Consider the following 20,681-nt stretch of genomic DNA (forward strand, 5'->3'; position numbering starts at 1 on the left):
CCAATATAGCCGGGCGGGTAGTTTTCGGGTCCTGCAAATGTCACTTCAGTCCGGTTACGATGTGTCTGTTGCAGTTGTTATAGTCCTGCGCCTGAACACCCACCTGCTTGAGGGATCACGTCGTGACCGATTATCAAAGTTTCCGGGTCGAGCTGGGCGACAGCGTTGCTCACGTACAAATCAACCGGCCTGAAAAACTCAACGCGATGAACGAGTCGTTCTGGACGGAGATAATCGACATCTTCGACTGGATAGAGCGTACCGACGAGGTGCGCGTTGTGGTGCTCAGCGGTGCAGGCAAGCACTTTTCGTCTGGCATCGATCTGGCATTGCTGGCTTCGGTCGCCAGCCAGTTGGGTAAGGACGCAGGGCGCAATGCCCGTCTGTTGCGGCGCAAGATCCGCGACATGCAAGCCTCGTTCACGGCCGTGGACAATTGCCGCAAACCGGTTCTTGCCGCCATTCAAGGCTACTGCCTGGGCGGTGCCATCGACTTGATTTCTGCGTGTGACATGCGATATGCGGCGGCTGACGCGCAGTTCGCCATTCGCGAGATCGACATGGGCATGGCCGCCGATGTCGGCACGCTGCAACGCCTGCCGCGGATCATCGGTGATGGTGTGCTGCGCGAACTGGCCTACACCGGGCGTAGCGTCGGCGCTGAAGAGGCGCAACGGATCGGGTTGGTCAATCGCACCTTCGAGGACACTGAAGGTCTGTTGCAGGGTGTTCTGGCGGTGGCTCGGGAAATAGCCGGCAAATCGCCCATCGCCATCGAAGGCACCAAGCAAATGATCAGCTACATGCGCGATCACAGAGTGGAAGACGGCCTCGAACACGTTGCCATCTGGAACGCAGCCATGCTGCAATCACCTGACCTGAAGCTGGCGATGGCTGCGCAGATGAGCAAGCAGAAGCCGGTCTTCGATAATTGATACATGACAAGGCTCGAGTCTGAGCGAAGGAGTTTCTAATGTCGCGCCCGGAGCGTTGGACAACTGCAGTTCTGGATGTCGAGGCCCCTGGCGGTTTGGCTGTGGTTCAGGGTGATCAGGGTTTTTTGCTGGATGCCAATGGGGTGATGTTCCCCAGAGGCTGGCTGAACGGGCTGGACCTGCCGGTGCAGAGCGAGCACGGCATAGGCTATTTCGAGGGTGAGCCTGTCTACCTTCTGGTGCTTGAACGCTCGGTTGCCGTCGAGGGCTGCGCCTGGCAAGGCTTGCGTCAATTCATGCTGGAAGGCGACTTCGCTGTTTTCCAGATGCTCGGCTACGCCGCGCAAGTCAGCACATGGGCGAGGGAACACCGTTTCTGCGGTGCCTGCGGTCGTGCGACGGTGCAGATTCGCGGCGAACGTGCGATGTTCTGCGAGCATGACAACCTGCGGCTGTATCCGCGTATTTCGCCCAGCATGATTGTGCTGGTCACCCGTGGCGATGAAATCCTGCTGGCGCGCTCACCGCGGTTCGTCACCGGTATGTACAGCGCACTGGCCGGGTTCGTGGAGCCGGGTGAATCTGCCGAAGACTGCGTGCATCGCGAGGTGATGGAAGAGGTGCAGGTGCGCATCAAGAACCTGAAGTACCGCGGCAGCCAGTGCTGGCCGTTCCCGCACTCGATGATGCTCGGGTTCCATGCCGAATACGAAAGCGGTGAAATCGTGCCCCAGGCAGAAGAGATTGAAGACGCACGCTGGTTTCATGTCGATGACCTGCCGCCGTTGCCGGCCAATCGGTCGATTGCCCGCTACCTGATCGAGGCGTATCTAGCCGAGCGCTCAGGCGCCCCCGAACCAGTGTTGCCAGGCTAGGCGCACGGTCAGGCCCAGAACCACGGTGATGAACACCGGGCGGATGAATTTGGCACCGCCCTTGATCGCGGTGCCTGCACCGAAGTAGGCACCGAGCATCACCGCAAGGCCCATGCTCAGGCCGATGATGTAATCCACCTGGCCGGAAAACATGAATACCGAGAGCGCCACGGCATTGCTGACGAAGTTCATGCTGCGCGCCACGCCGCTGGCCTTGACCAGATCAACCGGGTAGAGCAGCAGGGTGCTGACTGTCCAGAACGCGCCGGTACCCGGTCCGGCAACACCGTCGTAGAAACCCAGGCTCACTCCCTGGGGAAGCTGCCATTTCCTTTTGATCGGTGCGTTGCTGTCCAGAGGGGCCTTGGGCGTGCCGCCAAACAACAAATACAGTCCGCAACCGAACACGATCACCGGCAACATCTGGTTCAGCCATTCGGCTGGCAGGTAATGGGCAATCACAGCGCCTAGCGCGGCACCGATCGCAGTGCCGACCACGGCATGCAGCCATTGGCGCGGATCGAACAGTTTGCGACGGTAGAAGGTGAAGCTGGCCGTCGCTGAACCAAAGGTCGAACTGAGCTTGTTGGTGCCCAGCACCAGATGCGGCGGCAGGCCGGCGGTCATCAGCGCCGGGGTGGTCAGCAGTCCGCCGCCACCGGCGATGGCGTCTATGAATCCCGCTATGAAAGCAACCACGGCAAGAATGGCGAGGGTGGTCAGGTCGACGCTGAGTTCAAAGGGCATGGTGGCAGGGGGCTTATGGCGAGGACGGCAAGGGGGCAGAATGGCTGCCCAAACGTGGCGCATTCTACCCCTAGTGCAACGTTTGCAGGAAGTCAGATGTCGGCGAGCGCGACCCAGCGCTGCTCGGCTGCGGCCACGCGAATGGCCGTCGCCAGGCGCTCGATCTGCCACGCTTCCTCGAAGTCCGGGCCACGCCTGCGCTGACCGCATACGGCCTGGATGAGCGCTTGTACTTCGAGCGCCTTGAGCTCGTTGTAACCCAACTGGTGACCAGGGGCCGGGCAGAACGCGGCGTAACCCGGTTGTGCAGGGCCGGCCAGCAGTCGCTGAAAACCATCGCGTCCGGCTGTGCCTGTGCGGTAGAGGTGCAGCTCGTTGAGCCGCTCTTGATCGAACGCCAGCGTGCCCTTGGTGCCGCTGATCTCGAAACTCAGGTGGTTTTTGTAGCCGTGTTTGAGCCAGCTGCTGCTGAACGTCCCGCGCGCACCACTGGCAAAGCGCAGTAGCGCGTGGGTCTGATCGTCCACTGCAATGGCGCGCATCTGTTGGCTGCCGCTGTTCGCCGGGCGTTCACGGTGCACGGTGCTGGAGTCGGCGCAGACTGATTCGACGTCGCCCAGCAAATGACGCGCCATCGCCAGCAAGTGGCTGCCCAGATCTGCCAGCGCACCGCCCGCGTGCGCCGCTTCACAGCGCCACGACCAGGGGGACGCCGGATCGCCCATGAAATCCTCACTGAACTCACCCTGAAAGCTGACGATCTCGCCCAGTTCGCCGGCTTCGATCATTTCCCTGGCGAGTCCGATCATCGGGTTGTGCTGGTAGTTGTAGCCAACCTGGGTGACGACACCCGCAGCCTTGGCACTGCGGCGCATTTCATCGGCCTGGGCGAGATTCACGGCCAGCGGTTTTTCGCAATACACCGCCTTGCCTGCGGCGATGGCGGCCATGGCCATGGGGAAGTGCAGGTGATTGGGGGTAGTAATCGCCACGATCTGTACGTGCGGATCATTGATCAATTGCTGCCAGTCAGCGTGGCTGCGGTCGAAGCCCCAGGCGCTTGCGCATCGCTCGGCGCGTGCACTGTCGGCGTCCGCCAGTGCGGAGAGTCGTATACGTGCAGGCAGGTCAAGCGCAGCGTTGGCGTTGCCAAACGCCAGCGCATGAGCGCGGCCCATGAAGCCGGTGCCGATCAGTCCGATACCCAGTTGCGCAGGCGATGTGGAAAGGGATTCCCGCATGACATTCTCCAAAAAGGATTGTTGTTATGCGGAAAATATATTCCAATTATTTTAATTTTGGAAAATTAATTCATTTTCTTTTTTTCTGCAGGCCAGGTGGGGCTTCAGGATAAAAAGCCGCCGTCGACGTTCAGTGCGACGCCAGTGGTATAGCTGGAGGCCTCGCTGGCAAGGTAAAGCACCGCGCCGGCCATCTCGCTGGGAGCGGCAACGCGTTTCAGCGGGATCTGCGACAGTGCCATGTTGAGGATCGCGTCATTCTTGACCAGTGCCGATGCGAACTTGGTGTCGGTCAAACCGGGAAGCAGGGCGTTGCAACGGATGCCGAACTCAGCGCACTCCTTGGCAAACACCTTGGTCATGTTGACCACGGCTGCCTTGGTCATCGAATAGACGCCTTGATAGGCGCCCGGCGATACCGCGTTGATGGACGCCACGTTGATGATGCTGCCGCCGCCGTTTTCGCGCATCAGCTTGCCAGCTTCCACGGACATGAAAAAGTAACCGCGAATATTGACGTCGACGGTCTTCTGGAAGGCCCCGGGATCCGTATCCAGCACGTTGCAGAACTGCGGATTGGTGGCGGCGTTGTTGACCAATACATCCAAGCGCCCGAACTGCTGACGAATCTGCGTAAATGCATGGGTTATCTGTTCCAGCTCACCGATGTGGCAGGCAATGGCTGTTGCCTTGCCACCCTCGCTGACGATGGCGTCCGCTACCGCCTGGCAACCCTCGAGTCGGCGACTCGAGACGATAACGTGCGCGCCTTGCTGGGCCAGTAGCCGGGCAATGGCTTCACCGATTCCTCGGCTGGCACCTGAAACGAAGGCAACCTTGCCATCAAGGTCGAAGAGCTGGGTTCTGGACATGTCATTTCCTTGTCTTGGCGCTGGCGGTCAGAGGCTGGATTTTTCGATTACGCTCAGGCTCATCTGCTCCAGCAGCCTGTTCATGTGAATGAATTGGGCAAAGCGCTTGTCCTGGGTCTGGCCATGGAAAAAGCGGTAATAGATCTGTTGCACGATACCGGCCAGACGGAACAGGCCGTAGGTGTAGTAGAAATCGAAATTGTCGATGCGCACGCCGGCGCGCTCGGCGTAATAGTCGACAAAAGCCTGGCGGGTCAGCATCCCCGGCGCATTGCTCGGCTGGCGGCGCATCAGTTGCACCGGAGCCGGATCGTCGGCCTGTATCCAGTAGGCGAGGGTGTTGCCCAGGTCCATGAGCGGATCGCCGAGCGTGGTCAGCTCCCAGTCCAGCACGCCGATGATGTGCATCGGGTTGGCGGGGTCGAGGATCACATTGTCGAAACGGTAGTCGTTGTGCACGATGCTCGAGGTGGGGGAGTCGGCAGGCATTTTGGCGACCAGCCAGCGCTTGACCTGCTCCCACGCCGGAGCGTCCGGGGTCAGTGCTTTCTCATAGCGCTCGCACCAGCCGGAAATCTGCCGTTGCACATAGCCTTGCGGCTTGCCGAGGTCACCCAGGCCACAGGCCTGATAATCGACGCGATGCAGGTCTACCAGTTTGTCGATGAAGTTTTTGCACAGCTGTTCGGTCTGTCGGGCATCCAGCGCCAGTTCCGGCGGCAGGTCGGAGCGCAGGATAACCCCTTTGACGCGCTGCATGACGTAGAACTCCGAGCCGATCAGTGACTCGTCCGTACAGTGCAGATAAGCCTCGGGACAGTAGGGAAAGGCTTCCTTGAGCTGATTGAGAATACGGTACTCGCGGCCCATGTCATGGGCCGAACGCGCCTTGTGTCCGAAGGGTGGACGACGCAGTACCAGTTCCCGCTCAGGGTACTGAAGCAGATAGGTCAGGTTCGATGCACCGCCCGGAAACTGACTGATCGCCGGCGTGCCGTGAAGATCCGCCATGTGCGCCTTCAAATACGCGTCGATTCGGAAGGCGTCCAGTTCTTCGCCGCTGCGAACCTCGGTGGACTGGTCAGTCAGTGCCATACGTATCCCTTGTGTTTATTATGGTCAGCGCAAACTATTGACTAATCTAATGATCGTCCAATCCGCGATCAAGCGCATGGGCGCTTTATAGGCTAGCGTGTTGCCGGGCAATCAGTAGCTCTGATCGCTGTTTTACAGAAAGGTGCGTGCATAAAAAAACCGAAGCCGGCGGGGCTTCGGTCTCAGGTAGTCCAGTCTGCCGTGTGCGGCAGGTTTATACCGGGAACAGTTCGCTGAGCTTCATGGCCAGCATCATGTCGCCTTCGGCACGCAGCTTGCCACCCATGAACGCCTGCATGCCATCGGTCTCGCCGCTGACGATGCCCTTGAGGGTCTGGCTGTCCATGACCAGGGTCACGTTGGCGTCAGGGTTTTCGCCTTCCTCCAGTTGGCAGGTGCTGTCCTTGACGATCAGCGCGTAGTGTTTATCTTCGTCGGTGATGTTGAAGCCGAAGACCAGGTCCAGACCGGCAGCAGCAGCTGGGTTGAACTTGTCTTTCATTGTCTGTACGGCGTCTGCTACTGAGGTCATGAGGTGATCCTTTTAGAGTGAGTGCCAGCGTCCGACAGGACGCGATTGGCCGGGCTCAGCGATAGGTGATGAGCTCCGGCGCCTTCAGCAGTTGCAAATGTGTGTAACCGTTGAAGGAAGCCAGGGTCACGTCGTTGCCTTTGAATTTAAGCTGATGCAACGACGTATTGACGATGTGCCAGTGAAGCTCCAGTGCCTTCAATGCAGGCATTCCGGTAACAAGATGCAGCAGGGCAGTAATGGTGCCTCCGGAGGTGAATACCGCGATACGCTCATGCGGGCCGGCAGCCTGGAGAATCCGCTTCAGGCCTGCTTCGACGCGGGCCACGAACGCCTGCCAGCTTTGCAGGCCCGGTGTGTCGTGATTGCCACTCAGCCAGCGCCCGGTAATCAGGTTGAACAGGCGCTGGAACCCTGCAGGGTTTGCGGCAACGTCGCGCAGAATATCCAGCGCCTGTGGTTCGTCTTCGAGCATCGCCGGTATCAACGCCTTGATCACGCCTTCGGCATCGAATTCATCGAACGCGCTGTCCAGCTGCACGGCAGGCGTATCGAGGCCTGCTTCGGTGTACTGGCCCAGTACATGCTGGGCGGTGTCTTTCTGGCGCATGAGTTCACCGGACACGCAGCGATCGAAGCTCAGGCCCTGCTCGGCAAGGTAGGCACCCAATACCTGAGACTGACGAATACCCACGGGCGACAGCACGTCGTAATTGTCTGCACCAAATGAGGCCTGGCCATGTCGTATCAGGTAGATGCTGCCCACGTCCGTTTCTTCTCGGTACGTTGAAGGTTCGCCGAGGTTATGAGGGATGCCGGGGGACTGTCAATGAAAAAACATACGCTCGTTTGAAATCATCGTTTTAATGGTTTGTAACGGGTCATTGGCTGGTGCACTGCACAGGGCGTCGGTATGCTGCATTCATCACAGCCCTTGATTGGTAAGGGCCTGACACTAATGAGGGATATTCGTGGATTTCGTTGTCGATTACGCAAGTTTTCTGGCCAAGACCGTGACGCTGGTGATCGCCATCGTTGTGGTACTGGTTGCCATTGCGTCCATGCGTGGCAAAGGCCGTCGCAAGTCTTCCGGTCAATTGCAGGTCACCCGGCTCAATGATTTCTACAAGGGCCTGCGCGAACGGCTCGAGCAATCATTGCTCGACAAGGAGCGCCTCAAGACGCTGCGCAAGGAGCAGGGCAAGGCGCTGAAGAAAGAGAAAAAGCAGGCCGAGCCCAAGGCCCGCGTCTACGTGCTGGATTTCGACGGTGACATCAAGGCATCTGCCACTGAAAGCATGCGTCATGAAATCACCGCGTTGCTGACCCTGGCCACCGACAAGGATGAAGTGGTCCTGCGCCTGGAAAGCGGCGGCGGCATGGTCCACAGCTACGGCCTGGCGTCCTCGCAACTGGCACGCATTCGTCAGGCGGGCATCCCGCTGACCGTGTGCATCGACAAGGTCGCGGCCAGCGGCGGCTACATGATGGCGTGCATAGGCAACAAGATCATCAGCGCACCGTTCGCCATCCTCGGGTCCATTGGTGTGGTAGCACAACTGCCCAACGTCAATCGCCTGTTGAAGAAGCACGACATCGATTTCGAAGTGCTGACCGCGGGTGAATACAAGCGCACCCTGACCGTGTTTGGCGAAAACACCGAGAAGGGCCGCGAGAAATTCCAGCAGGACCTGGACATCACCCACGACCTGTTCAAGAACTTCGTTGCCAGCTACCGCCCGCAACTGTTCATCGACGAAGTGGCGACTGGCGAGGTATGGCTGGGCATGGCGGCGGTCGACAAGCTGCTGGTCGATGAACTCAAGACCAGCGACGAGTACCTGGCCGAGCGCGCCAAGGATGCCGACGTGTTCCACCTGCACTACGTGCAACGCAAGAGCCTGCAAGAGCGCATGGGGATGGCGGCAGCCACCTCAGCGGATCAACTGGCCACCAAGTGGTGGGGACGTTTGACTCAGCAGCGGTTCTGGTAGGTGTGGATGGCAAGGTGGCCTGAGCCGAGCCTCAAGTTACCCGATATCACAGAGCCGCTGTGTGACGCAGAGCGTCACGAACTGCATGCCGACGCGGAGCGTCGGCACGATCGTCATTAGTATCTAAGCCGTGCTTTAGCCACTTGCTTTAAAGTGCTTTTCAACCACGATGGCACTGACGACGCAGAGTGCGACGTTAGTGACGGGGCGAAGGAACCCGACGAAGTCGGGCCGGAAACAGGAGCGAGGACTTTGCCTACTTTGGTCCCTCAAAGTAGGGTGCCGAGAGGCGAAAAGGGGGCTTGAGTCTTATCTGAATCTACCTGGCATCGAAGAACCCTTTTGTGACGCGCAACGCCACAAACGAGGACGCAAAGCGTCCAGAACTGCGCTCCCACGCTGGAGCGTGGGAACGATAGTCATCTTAGGTGAACACCGGGGCGATGACTCAACGTCGCCTGAATCAGCGGCGGCGGAACAGCGGCAGCGGCTCGTCGGTCGCGGCCTGATAGGTGACCGAGAAGTCCTTCAGGCCTTCCAGCGCCTCGTATGGATCCTTGTCGGCACGCACCGCAAACGCATCGAAGCCACAGCGGCGCATGTAAAACAACTGATCACGCAACACGTCGCCGATGGCGCGCAATTCACCCTTGTAGCCAAAACGATCACGCAGCAGGCGCGCATTCGAAAAGCTGCGGCCGTCAGTGAACGCCGGGAAATTCAAGGCGATGACCTGAAACTGGTCGACGTCCTCGCCGATCTCCTCGGCTTCCTCATCGCTGTCCAGCCACACACCCAGACCGCCGTCACGTGCCTTCAGCGAATGCGCGTGTTCGCGCCACAGCGCCAGCGGCACGATCAGGTCGTCGCAGTTCGACAGGCTGTCAAAGGCAGTATCCTTGGGCAGCAGATGCCAGGTTTCATCGATGACTTCGTTGTTCTTAATGATTCGCTGCATAGACGCGCTCCTTGAAAGGGTCAATGCCAATACGTTGGTAGGTGTCGATGAAACGCTCGTCTTCAGTCCGTTTTTCAACGTAGACGTCGATCAGCTTCTCGATCACGTCCGGCATCGCCTCCTGGGCAAAGGAAGGGCCGAGAATCTTGCCCAGGCTCGCATCACGGCTGGCACTGCCGCCGAGCGAGACCTGATAAAACTCTTCACCTTTCTTATCCACGCCCAGCACGCCGATATGGCCGACATGGTGGTGGCCGCAGGCGTTCATGCATCCGGAGATATTCAGGTCCAGCTCGCCGATATCGAACAGGTAGTCCAGATCGTCGAAACGACGCTGGATGGATTCGGCGATCGGGATCGACTTGGCATTGGCCAGCGAGCAGAAATCACCGCCCGGGCAGCAGATGATGTCGGTCAGAAGGCCAATGTTCGGCGTGGCGAAACCATTGTCGCGCAGCTCGTTCCACAGCGTGAACAGCTCACTCTGCTCGACATCGGCAAGAATGATGTTCTGCTCGTGAGAAGTGCGCAGTTGACCGAAGCTGTAGCGATCGGCCAGGTCGGCAATGGCGTCCAGTTGCTTGTCGGTCACATCGCCCGGGGCGACGCCGGTTGGCTTGAGCGACAGGGTCACGGCAATGTAGCCGGGCTTCTTGTGCGCCAGCACATTGCGTTGACGCCAGCGAGCGAAGCCGGGGTGCTGAGCGTCCAGCGTTGCCAGTTCGGCGTGCTGATCGCTGAGGGTCTTGTATTGCGGGTCGACGAAGTGGCGGGAAACGCGCTGCACTTCGGCTTCGGTCAGGGTGGTCTGACCGCCGCGCAGGTGCGCCATTTCAGCGTCGACCTTGGCTGCGAACACTTCAGGGGTCAGCGCCTTGACCAGAATCTTGATTCGCGCCTTGTACTTGTTGTCGCGACGGCCATAACGGTTGTAGACCCGCAGGATGGCGTCGAGGTAGCTCAGCAGGTCCTGCCACGGCAGGAACTCATTGATGAAGGCACCGACGACAGGAGTACGGCCAAGGCCGCCACCCACCAGAACACGGAAGCCCAGTTCGCCCGCTTCGTTGCGCAATGGCTCGAGGCCGATGTCATGCACTTCGATGGCTGCACGGTCACTCGTCGAGCCGTTGATCGCGATCTTGAACTTGCGCGGCAGGTAAGCGAATTCGGGGTGGAAAGTGGTCCACTGACGGACGATCTCGCACCATGGGCGCGGGTCTACCAGTTCGTCTGCCGCCACACCGGCAAACTGGTCGGTGGTGACGTTGCGCAGGCAGTTGCCACTGGTCTGGATAGCGTGCATCTGCACGGTCGCCAGTTCAGCGAGAATATCGGGAACATCTTCAAGCGCAGGCCAGTTGAACTGTACGTTCTGGCGGGTACTGATGTGCGCGTAGCCTTTATCATAATCGCGCGCGATTTTCGCCATCATGCGCGCCTGGCGCGAGGTCAGCTGACCGTATGGAACGGCCACGCGCAGCATGGGCGCGAAGCGCTGAACATAAAGACCGTTTTGCAGGCGCAACGGTCGAAACTCTTCTTCGCTCAGTTCCCCGGCCAGGTAGCGTCGGGTCTGATCCCGGAACTGCTTGACGCGGTCCTCGATGATCTTCTGATCGTAATCGTCGTATACGTACATATAGGTCCTGTTCTCAGGCTTCGTCATGAAGCAGGGCAGTGGCGTCAGTCTGGAAAAAGCCCGCTGCTCGTTGTTTCCTGCTTCATCTGGTCAATTCTGCGCGCACGGCCGCGCACTCCCTGGGGAGCGAAGGCGACGATAGCAGTTTGCAGTTATCGATAAAAGTGATGTTTATATATATGCAAATCACTAAAAGCGATAAGCAAAACCGCGTCCGTGCATATCCCTGCTTGCCGTGTGGGCAAGACTCGACTTAACTGAACGTTGACCGATGCCGAGCAGGTGTCGGAACACTCCTATTCATGTGCAATCACCCACAAGACCGACAAGAGGCGATGCGATGAGCAAGCACCCGAAAGTAGCCAAGCCAGGCAGATCCGTGGACACCTGGGCCATTTTATTCATTGTCATTCTGGCGGTAGGCGCAGCGATGTTCTGGGCCAGCAGCCAGTGAAGGGCTGATAAAGAATCTGCCGGAGTCTCCAGAACCTTGCTGCCGCAGCCGATAACACGCTCGTAGTGCTAAATCCCTGCTGCTTCAAGGTTCGTTGATATGAAGGCTTTACATGCTGGCTGGCTGTTACTGTGCAGTTGTCTCTGGGGCGGGGCGACACATGCCGCCTCGGTGGTATTTCTGAACCCCGGCGCACCATCCGATGGCTATTGGCAGAGTTACTCCCGGGTCATGCAGACGGCTGCCGACACCACTGGCATGTCACTGAAAATACTCTATACCGAGCGCGACACTCGCAAGTTGCTCGATCTGGCGCGAGCGGCGCTGCAAGGGGATGAGCGCCCGGATTACCTGTTGTTTTCCAATGAGTTGAATATCGCCCCTGAAGTCCTGCGTATGTCCGTGGGCAGCGGGGTCAAGCTGTTTGCCGTCAACAATACGCTGACCGAGGACCAGATTCGGATTCTCGGTGATCTGCCATCGCGTTATCCGGACTTCATCGGCAGCCTGGTGGGCAACGATGAACAGGGCGGCTATCTGACGGCAAAGCGGCTTATCAGTCTCGCGGCGCCTGGCGCAGACGGTCAGGTCATCGACATGCTCGCGTTTTCCGGGACCAACACCACGCCCGTTTCCCTGCTGCGTGAAAAAGGCATGCTGCGGGCCTTGTCAGAGCACCCAGAGGTGCATCTACGGCAGATTGCGCTGGGTGGCTGGCGCCGTGATCGCGCGCTCGAGCAGGCGCGCGTGCTGTTCAAGCGCTATCCGCAGACACGCTTGGTGTGGGCTGCCAACGAGCAAATGGCGTTCGGTGCGATGGATGCATTGCGCGAGAGCGGCGGCAAGCCGGGGCAGGACGTGCTGTTCAGTGCGATCAACGGCACGTCGCTTTCACTGCGGGCACAGCTCAATGGCAGCCTGAGTGTCGTGGCTTCAGGGCATTTCACCCTGGGCGGGTGGGCCATCATTCTCCTGCACCACTATGACACTGCTCAATGGCAGGCCCGGCAACAGATCGGCACACGAATCATTGATGTGATTCACGTGGTCGAGCCACAGGATGCGCAGCGCTTTCTGGATGCCGCCCGGGACGAGCATTACCGGCTCGATATCCAGGCATTCAATATGGAAACTTCTGGCGAAGCGTCGCCATTTTCGCTGAAAGGCATGTTGCCGCCTGACCACTCAGGCGGCAGATAACCGGTCAGGCGTTACTCGTCGTAGCCCAGGTTGGGTGCCAGCCAGCGTTCGGTGACACTCAGGTCCTGACCCTTGCGGGCGGTGTAGCTTTCGACCTGGTCCTTGTCGACCTTGCCCACTGCAAAATACTGCGCCTGGGGGTGGGCGAAATACCAGCCGCTGACCGCTGCAGCCGGGAACATCGCATAGTGCTCGGTCAGGAACACGCCGCTCTTGCCTGCGGTATGTTCGGCGCTGCCTTCCGGCAGTGGATCGAGCAGGGCGAACAGGGTGCCCTTTTCCGTGTGATCGGGGCAGGCCGGGTAGCCCGGCGCCGGGCGGATGCCCATGTATTGCTCCTTGATCAGCGCTTCGTTGTCCAGCGCTTCGTCCTGCGCATAACCCCAGTATTCCTTGCGCACCTGCTGGTGGAGCCACTCGGCGCAGGCTTCGGCGAGACGATCGGCAAGCGCCTTGACCATGATCGAGTTGTAATCGTCGCCCTTGTCCTGATAAGCCTTGGCGACTTCCTCGGCGCCGATGCCGGCAGTGGCGATGAACCCGCCGATGTAGTCGGTCAGGCCGCTGTCCTTTGGTGCAACGAAGTCGGCCAGCGAGAAGTTCGGCTTGCCGTCGGGCTTGATGGTCTGCTGGCGCAGGTGATGCAGCCTGGCCAGCGGCTTGCCGTCGTCGCCATAGACTTCCAGATCATCGTCATTGACCTGATTGGCTGGCCAGAAGCCGAATACCGCGCGGGCGCTGATCAGCTTCTCGTCGATCAGCTTGCGCAGCATCTGCGTGGCGTCAGCATACAGCGCAGTGGCCGCTTCACCGACCACTTCGTCGGTGAGGATGCGCGGGAACTTGCCAGCCAGATCCCAGGAAATGAAGAACGGCGTCCAGTCGATGTACTCGGCCAGCACGTTCAGATCGATATCCTGCAGCACCCGGGTGCCGGTGAACGTCGGTTGGGCAGGGGTGTAGTTTTCCCAGTCGAACTGCGGCTTTTTGGCCACCGCAGCACCGTAGCTCAGGCGTTCGGTGCGCGCGCTGCGTGCCGAGGTGCGCTCACGCACTTCGACGTATTCGAGTCGGGTCTTTTCAATAAAGGCCGGCTTCAGCTCTTTCGACAGCAACTGGGTCGCGACGCCGACCGCTCGGGAAGCATCGGTGACGTAGATTACTGCGTCATTGCTGTATTTAGGCTCGATCTTCACCGCCGTGTGCGCCTTGGACGTGGTCGCGCCGCCGATCATCAATGGCAGGTGGAAGTCCTGGCGCTGCATCTCTCTGGCGACATGGACCATTTCGTCCAGTGACGGCGTGATCAGGCCGGACAGGCCGATAATGTCGCATTTCTCGTCGCGGGCCACTTGCAGGATTTTCTCTGCAGGCACCATCACGCCCAGGTCGACAATGTCGTAGCCGTTACAGCCCAGTACTACGCCGACGATGTTCTTGCCGATGTCATGCACGTCGCCCTTGACGGTGGCCATCAGGATTTTGCCCTTGGCTTCGGGCTTGTCGCCCTTTTCCAGCTCGATGAACGGAATCAGGTGCGCCACTGCCTGCTTCATCACGCGCGCGGACTTGACCACCTGAGGCAGGAACATCTTGCCTGCGCCAAACAGGTCACCGACCACGTTCATGCCTGCCATCAGCGGGCCCTCGATCACTTCGATAGGGCGGGTGAATGCCAGGCGCGACTCTTCGGTGTCCTGGACGATGTGCGTGGTGATGCCCTTGACCAGCGCGTGTTCCAGACGCTGATTGACCGGCCAGCTGCGCCATTCCTCGGTTTCGGCCTCCTTGACGCTGCCATCACCCTTGAACTTGTCGGCAATTGCCAGCAACGCATCCGTGCCCTCGGGATTGCGGTTGAGCACTACGTCTTCGACGCAGTCACGCAGTTCAGCGGGAATCTGGTCGTAGATTTCCAGCTGCCCGGCGTTGACGATGCCCATGCTCAGGCCATTGCGGATTGCATGCAGCAGGAACACCGAGTGGATCGCTTCACGCACCGGATTGTTGCCACGGAACGAGAACGATACGTTGGACACGCCACCCGAGGTCAGCGCATACGGCAACTCGTCACGGATGTAGGCGCAGGCGTTGATGAAGTCCACGGCGTAGTTGTTGTGTTCTTCGATACCGGTGGCGATGGCGAAGATGTTCGGGTCGAAGATGATGTCTTCCGGCGGGAAACCCACTTCGTTGACCAGAATGTCGTAGGAGCGTTTGCAGATTTCCTTCTTGCGCGCCTCGGTATCGGCCTGACCCTGTTCGTCGAAGGCCATGACCACCACGGCCGCGCCGTATCGCTTGCACAGCCGCGCGTGATGAATGAACTGCTCGACGCCTTCCTTCATGCTGATGGAGTTGACGATGCCCTTGCCCTGGATGCACTTGAGGCCGGCCTCGATCACTTCCCACTTCGAGGAGTCGATCATGATCGGTACGCGGGAGATGTCCGGCTCACCTGCGATGAGGTTGAGGAAGGTCACCATGGCCTTCTTCGAGTCGAGCATCCCTTCGTCCATGTTGATATCGATCACCTGGGCGCCGGCTTCGACCTGCTGCAGGGCGACTTCCAGGGCTTCGGTGTAGTTGTCTTCACGGATCAGGCGGGCGAAGCGGGCAGAGCCGGTGATGTTGGTACGCTCGCCGACGTTGACGAACAGCGACTGGCGATCGATGGTGAACGGTTCGAGGCCCGACAGGCGGCAGGCCTTGGGGATGTCCGGAATTTCCCGCGGCGAGTAACCCGAAACCGCCTCGGCAATCGCCTTGATGTGCGCCGGGGTGGTACCGCAGCAGCCGCCGACGATGTTCAGGAAGCCGCTCTGGGCGAACTCTTCGATGATCTTCGCCGTCTGGCTCGGCAGTTCGTCGTATTCGCCAAATGCATTCGGCAAGCCGGCGTTGGGGTGCGCGGACACATGGGTGTTGGCTTTATTGGCCAGCTCTTGCAGGTAGGGGCGCAGTTCGCTCGCGCCCAGTGCGCAGTTCAGGCCGACCGAGATCGGTTTGGCATGACTGATCGAGTTCCAGAACGCTTCGGTGGTCTGGCCGGACAGGGTGCGCCCCGAGGCATCGGTGATGGTTCCGGAGATCATGATTGGCAGTTCAAAGCCCACTTCTTCGAATACACCCTGTACGGCAAAGATCGCCGCCTTGGCGTTGAGTGTGTCGAAAATGGTCTCGATCAGGATCAGGTCGGCACCGCCCTCGATCAGCCCCTTGGTCGCTTCGGTGTAGTTCTCGACCAGTTCGTCGAAGGTCACATTGCGATAGCCGGGGTTGTTGACGTCCGGCGACAGCGAACAGGTGCGGCTGGTAGGGCCCAGCACGCCCGCCACGAAACGCGGCTTGTCCGGGGTTTCCAGTGTCTTGGCGTCTGCGACCTTGCGCGCCAGGCGTGCGCCTTCGACGTTCAGCTCGTAGACGATCGATTCCATGCCGTAATCGGCCTGAGACACCTGGGTGGCGTTGAATGTGTTGGTTTCGAGGATGTCGGCACCGGCATCCAGATAAGCCTTCTCAATGGCGCCGATCACGTCAGGGCGGGTCAGGATCAACAGGTCGTTGTTGCCTTTGACATCGCTGGGCCAGTCGGCGAAACGCTTGCCGCGGTAATCCTGTTCTTCGAGCCTGTAGCTCTGGATCATGGTGCCCATGCCGCCATCGAGGATCAGGATCCGCTGTTTCAGAGCAGTGAGAAAGGCTTGATGGCGGGCGCTGCGGTCAGACATGGGGGCTACCTTGAGAAGGTCGATTCTTTAAAGAACGGGATGATAGCAAACCGGAACGGTTTTGGTGTTGTTGCGCCTTTTGCATGAAAATCATTCATGTTGGAGCGAGTGATGCCCTTGTAGAATTATGCCATTTTAATATCAGAGCCCACGGGATATGCCGCACCGTTTGTTGGCAAGCGTCGCCTTGCTTTTTATCTGCTGTGCTGCCAAGGCTCAGACTCCTGCACCCCCCGTCATATCGGCATCCCCGGCGATTTCCTATGTGAAGGACATCCAGCCGATCCTCACCGAGAAGTGCGTGGCCTGCCACGCCTGCAATGACGCTCCCTGCCAGTTGAATCTGGGCAGTGGCGAAGGTGTGAGCCGTGGCGCCAGCAAAGTCCCTGTCTATCAGGGCGAACGCAGCGAGGCGGTTGCGCCGACGCGTCTCTTTTATGATGCACGTGATACCGACGCGTGGCGCGGCAAGGGCTTCTATTCAGTACTGGAAGCCCAGGGCAGTCAGGCGGCATTGATGACGCGCATGCTTGATCTGGGCCGCAGCGCACCTTTGCCAGCCAACAGCAGGATTCCGGATGACATCGCCCTGGGGATCAATCGGGAAAACGTCTGCCCGCTGCCCGGCGAATTCAATGCCTATGCGGCCGCCCACGCGCAACAGGGCATGCCGCTGGCGGTCGCCGGACTGACCGATGCCGAATACCAGACCCTGCAGCGCTGGCTGGCCGCCGGTGCGCCGGTCGAGCAGCAGACCATTACCCCGAGTGTCACCGAGGCCGCGCAGATCAATGCCTGGGAGGCGCAGCTCAACGAACCTGGCGCGAATCAGGCGCTGGTCGGTCGCTGGCTGTTCGAGCATCTGTTCCTGGCGCACATCTATTTCGAAGGCGGTGAGGCGGGGCACTTCTTCCAATGGGTGCGCTCGCGAACTCCGAGCGGCAAACCTGTGGACCTGATCGCTACCCGTCGTCCCGACGACGATCCGGGCAGCGACTTCTATTACCGGTTGATCCCCGTGCAAGGTGTGATCGTTCACAAGACCCACATTACCTACGCCATGAGCCCGCAGAAACTGGCGCGGGTCAGGCAGTTGTTCTATGGGACCGACTGGAAAGTCAGCGCATTGCCGGGTTACGGCCCTGGCCATCGTGCCAATCCGTTTCTGACCTTCGAAGCCATCCCTGCGGTGGCGCGTTATCAGTTCATGCTCGACAACGCCGAGTATTTCGTTCGCACGTTCATTCGCGGGCCGGTCTGTCGCGGGCAGATCGCCACAGACGTGATTCGCGATCAGTTCTGGGTGCTGTTCCAGGACCCGTCGCACGATCGCTACATCACCGACGCGACGTATCGCGGGGAGGCCACGCCATTGCTGGCCATGCCGGGGCAGAACGATGACGTGGGCAGCGTGCTGAGCCTGTGGCTGTCCTACCGCGACCGGCGCAATGAGTATGAAGACCTGCGCCGCGACAGCTACGCGAAAATGCCAGCGCCGGGCTGGAGCACGCTGTGGGCAGGCAATGACAATGCCTTGCTGACCGTTTTCCGCCATTTCGACAGTGCGTCGGTCAATAAAGGGCTGATTGGCGACGTGCCGCACTCCATGTGGCTGTTCGACTACCCGCTGCTGGAGCGCACCTATTATCAGTTGGCGGTGAACTTCGATGTCTATGGCAATGTTTCACATCAGGCCCAGACGCGGCTGTATTTCGATTTGATCCGCAACGGTGCCGAGATCAATTTCCTGCGCCTGATGCCTGCCGACCTGCGTGAAGACATGCTCAGTGATCTTTATCAGGAGGGCGGCAAAATCAAGATGTGGCTGGATTACCAGAAGATCGACGACGATACGCCGACAGGCATCAAGCTCGATGAAAAGGCCGCAAAGCGTGACTTTGCGTCCAGGCTGATCGAGCGCTTCGGCACTTTGAATGCCGCACCTGACCCGATCAACCGCTGCACCGGGGCGTATTGCTCGCGGCCTGGCCTCGACAGCAGCTTTGCCCAGGCAGAACAGGCGCTGAGCCGATTGACGTCGCGTCCTGCTGCGGGTCTGAAGGTCATCGATCAGTTGCCGGAAGCGAGCATGCTGCGCATCGAGGGCGGCAATGGCAAGCGCGTGATCTACAGTATGTTGCGCAACCGCGCGCACAGTAATGTCGCGTTTCTGCTGGGCGAGTCGTACCGCTATATTCCGGGCCTGGACACACTGACTGTCTACCCGGGCGTGCTCAGCAGTTATCCGAATTTCATCTTCAATATTCCGGTCGCACAGGTGCCGGCCTTTGTCGATGCCATGCAGCAGAGCAAGGATCAGGCGAGTTTCGAACAAATCGTCCAGCGTTGGGGCATCCGTCGTACTCATCCACTGTTCTGGAGTTACTTCCACGATCTGAATCGCTACGTTCAGGAAACTGAACCACGCGAAGCGGGCGTGCTGGACATGAATCGCTACGAGAACCTCTGAAAAACCGGGGCTTCACGCCGCAGGCCCTTGTGCAACATGGCCTGCGGCCATCTTTACTTCCTGAACGAAATGTATCTTGCGCGACCTTTTTTTCAAAAAGGTGGTCCGAAATGGTGCGCGTCATAGGCCGGTTTATTCAGCGGCTCATGATTGAAAGTCAGGAAGTAGAGGTTTTTAGTGATGTTGATTTCAGTTCAGGCCCTACGGGCGTTCGCAGCGTGGGTCGTGGTGTGTCATCACTTCATGCAGATTTTTTTCGATTTCAAGGCCAGTGGTCCGGTAGGGCAGTTCTTTGTGTCAAAGGGTGCGGTCGGCGTCGATATCTTCTTCGTCATCAGTGGTCTGGTGATCTTCTTGTCGACGCAGAACAGCGACATGCCAGCACGGCGCTTTATTCTGCATCGTCTGATTCGCATCGTTCCGGCCTATTGGCTGTACACCGCCGCCATGGCGTTGCTGCTGCTGATTGCAGCGCCGATGCTCCCGCATCAGGTCATCGGGTGGCAGAACTTCCTCTTGTCACTGGTCTTCATTCCTTCCGAAAACCCCGGTGGTTATGGTCTCTACCCGACGCTCAACGTTGGCTGGACGCTCAACTATGAGATGTTTTTCTACCTGCTGTTCTCGATGGTGTTCCTCTTCCAACAGCGTCACCGGCCGCTGATCATTGCCGCAGCGCTGTTTGCGGTCAGTGAGGTTCTGGCTCGCGCCGGGCTGATCAGCCGCTTCTACGGCAACGACATCATTTACGAATTCCTGCTGGGTATCGGCATCGGCATCCTCTATCGCCGTGGCTGGATCAAACCGGCGCTGTGGCTGCCGATGGCAGGCATTGCGGTCGGGCTGTATGCGATCAATAACCTGACCAACGAGCAGCGCCTGCTCAATTGGGGCCTGCCGAGTGCCTTGATCGTGCTGTCGTGCATCTCGCTGGAACCGTATTTCCAGGGCAATCGCCTGCTCAAGGTGTTGGGTGACTGCTCTTATTCGGTGTACCTGCTGCACGTTTTGGTGCTGTACGGCGGCTTGCTGATGGCGCAGCGCTTTGGCCTCAGCCCCTATGTGGTTTTCGCGTTCTGCGTGCCGATCATCGCCATCGGTGCCTGGGTCAGTTATGAGTGGATCGAGAAGGGCCTCTACCGCCGGATGAAAGCCTGGCTGGATGGACGCCGGGCGCTCGGTCAGGCGCAGGCATTAACCTGACAAAAATACTAGGACTTTGTGTGAAGCGGCCGATTGGCGTAAACTGCACGCACGTCTGCGAGGAATTTTCATGACCGCTATCACTATTACCGATGCCGCCCACGATTATCTGGCCGATCTGCTGGAAAAGCAGAATACCCCGGGCATTGGCATCCGCGTATTTATCACCCAGCCCGGCACTCAGTACGCCGAAACCTGCATTGCCTACTGCAAGCCGGGTGAAGAAAAACCGGAAGACAAGGCCATCGGCCTGAAGAGCTTCACGGCCTGGATCGACGGCTTCAGCGAGGCCTTTCTGGACGATGCAGTGGTCGACTACGCCACCGACCGGATGGGCGGCCAGCTGACCATCAAGGCGCCGAACGCCAAAGTGCCGATGGTCAATGCCGACAGCCCGATCAACGAGCGTATCAATTACTACCTGCAAACCGAGATCAATCCGGGCCTCGCCAGCCATGGCGGTCAGGTCACGCTGATCGACGTGGTCGAGGAAGAGGCGAAGAATATCGCCGTGCTGCAGTTCGGTGGCGGTTGCCAGGGCTGTGGTCAGGCCGATGTCACGCTGAAGGAAGGTATCGAGCGCACACTGCTTGAGCGTATTCCCGAGCTGTCGGGCGTTCGCGATGTTACCGACCATACGCAGAAAGAAAACGCCTACTACTAAGCGGCTCTTTTTGGCAAGGAAGTTGCTGCACGAAAACGCCCTGACTGTTCAGGGCGTTTTCATGTGCG

General features: G+C 59.2%; 16 protein-coding genes. 7 read left to right on the forward strand and 9 right to left on the reverse strand.

Annotated features, from left to right (window positions below; all coding sequences use genetic code 11):
* The first annotated feature begins 122 nt into the window (after positions 1-122).
* On the forward strand, positions 123-935 hold the full coding sequence (locus BT119_RS18150) for a crotonase/enoyl-CoA hydratase family protein (protein ID WP_003369367.1): 813 nt from the start codon (positions 123-125) through the stop codon (positions 933-935).
* 38 nt (positions 936-973) lie between these two features.
* The gene (gene nudC, locus BT119_RS18155; protein ID WP_003369368.1) at positions 974-1,810 is read left to right on the forward strand and encodes an NAD(+) diphosphatase; all 837 of its coding nucleotides are present in this window, start codon (positions 974-976) and stop codon (positions 1,808-1,810) included.
* Here nudC and BT119_RS18160 read toward each other — a convergent pair.
* The 6 genes from BT119_RS18160 to BT119_RS18185 all read right to left on the reverse strand — a co-directional run bounded on the left by BT119_RS18160 (position 1,778) and on the right by BT119_RS18185 (position 7,063).
* Positions 1,778-2,557, reverse strand: coding sequence for a TSUP family transporter (locus BT119_RS18160; protein ID WP_003434141.1), 780 nt, complete (start codon positions 2,555-2,557; stop codon positions 1,778-1,780). The genes nudC and BT119_RS18160 overlap by 33 nt on opposite strands.
* Before the next feature lie 92 nt (positions 2,558-2,649).
* Entirely contained in the window at positions 2,650-3,798 is a 1,149-nt protein-coding gene (locus BT119_RS18165) for a Gfo/Idh/MocA family protein (RefSeq protein ID WP_058396976.1), read from the reverse strand.
* Positions 3,799-3,902: 104 nt separating this feature from the next.
* The gene (locus tag BT119_RS18170) at positions 3,903-4,670 is read right to left on the reverse strand and encodes an SDR family oxidoreductase (protein WP_003434139.1); all 768 of its coding nucleotides are present in this window, start codon (positions 4,668-4,670) and stop codon (positions 3,903-3,905) included.
* 27 nt (positions 4,671-4,697) lie between these two features.
* Complete coding sequence (locus BT119_RS18175; RefSeq protein WP_044308207.1) at positions 4,698-5,765, reverse strand: phosphotransferase family protein; 1,068 nt, start codon at positions 5,763-5,765, stop codon at positions 4,698-4,700.
* Between the two features lie 214 nt (positions 5,766-5,979).
* A complete protein-coding gene (locus BT119_RS18180) occupies positions 5,980-6,297 on the reverse strand; it encodes an SCP2 sterol-binding domain-containing protein (protein WP_003369381.1) in 318 nt (105 codons plus the stop codon).
* A 55-nt stretch (positions 6,298-6,352) separates the two neighbouring features.
* Positions 6,353-7,063, reverse strand: a complete 711-nt coding sequence (locus BT119_RS18185; RefSeq protein WP_046719451.1) for a histidine phosphatase family protein — start codon at positions 7,061-7,063, stop codon at positions 6,353-6,355.
* Positions 7,064-7,268: 205 nt separating this feature from the next.
* Here BT119_RS18185 and sohB point away from each other — a divergent pair, with 205 nt between their 5' ends.
* Positions 7,269-8,291 carry a protease SohB gene (sohB, locus tag BT119_RS18190; protein ID WP_060707710.1) on the forward strand — a complete coding sequence of 341 codons (1,023 nt, stop codon included), beginning with the start codon at positions 7,269-7,271 and terminating at the stop codon, positions 8,289-8,291.
* 463 nt (positions 8,292-8,754) lie between these two features.
* Here sohB and BT119_RS18195 read toward each other — a convergent pair whose 3' ends face one another.
* Together BT119_RS18195 and BT119_RS18200 are read right to left on the reverse strand one after the other, a co-directional pair.
* Entirely contained in the window at positions 8,755-9,249 is a 495-nt protein-coding gene (locus tag BT119_RS18195) for a DUF934 domain-containing protein (RefSeq protein ID WP_003369387.1), read from the reverse strand.
* Positions 9,233-10,891: a nitrite/sulfite reductase gene (locus BT119_RS18200; RefSeq protein ID WP_060707711.1), complete on the reverse strand. Its 1,659-nt coding sequence runs from the start codon at positions 10,889-10,891 to the stop codon at positions 9,233-9,235. Before BT119_RS18200 ends, BT119_RS18195 begins: the two co-directional genes overlap by 17 nt.
* A 553-nt stretch (positions 10,892-11,444) precedes the next feature.
* Between BT119_RS18200 and BT119_RS18205 the strand changes: the two genes are divergently transcribed.
* On the forward strand, positions 11,445-12,545 hold the full coding sequence (locus BT119_RS18205; protein WP_003434136.1) for an ABC transporter substrate-binding protein: 1,101 nt from the start codon (positions 11,445-11,447) through the stop codon (positions 12,543-12,545).
* 11 nt (positions 12,546-12,556) lie between these two features.
* Here BT119_RS18205 and metH read toward each other — a convergent pair whose 3' ends face one another.
* Entirely contained in the window at positions 12,557-16,276 is a 3,720-nt protein-coding gene (metH, locus tag BT119_RS18210) for a methionine synthase (protein ID WP_072366537.1), read from the reverse strand.
* Between the two features lie 157 nt (positions 16,277-16,433).
* Here metH and BT119_RS18215 point away from each other — a divergent pair, with 157 nt between their 5' ends.
* From BT119_RS18215 to nfuA, 3 genes are all read left to right on the forward strand, one after another.
* Positions 16,434-18,746 (forward strand): fatty acid cis/trans isomerase, encoded by a 2,313-nt coding sequence (locus BT119_RS18215; RefSeq protein ID WP_072366539.1) that lies wholly within the window; start codon positions 16,434-16,436, stop codon positions 18,744-18,746.
* 180 nt (positions 18,747-18,926) lie between these two features.
* Complete coding sequence (locus BT119_RS18220; RefSeq protein WP_003369396.1) at positions 18,927-19,949, forward strand: acyltransferase family protein; 1,023 nt, start codon at positions 18,927-18,929, stop codon at positions 19,947-19,949.
* A 70-nt stretch (positions 19,950-20,019) separates the two neighbouring features.
* Complete coding sequence (gene nfuA / locus BT119_RS18225) at positions 20,020-20,613, forward strand: Fe-S biogenesis protein NfuA (protein ID WP_002553665.1); 594 nt, start codon at positions 20,020-20,022, stop codon at positions 20,611-20,613.
* Positions 20,614-20,681 lie beyond the last annotated feature (68 nt).

The organism is Pseudomonas sp. NFACC10-1 (assembly GCF_900119195.1).
GTDB lineage: Bacteria > Pseudomonadota > Gammaproteobacteria > Pseudomonadales > Pseudomonadaceae > Aquipseudomonas > Aquipseudomonas cerasi.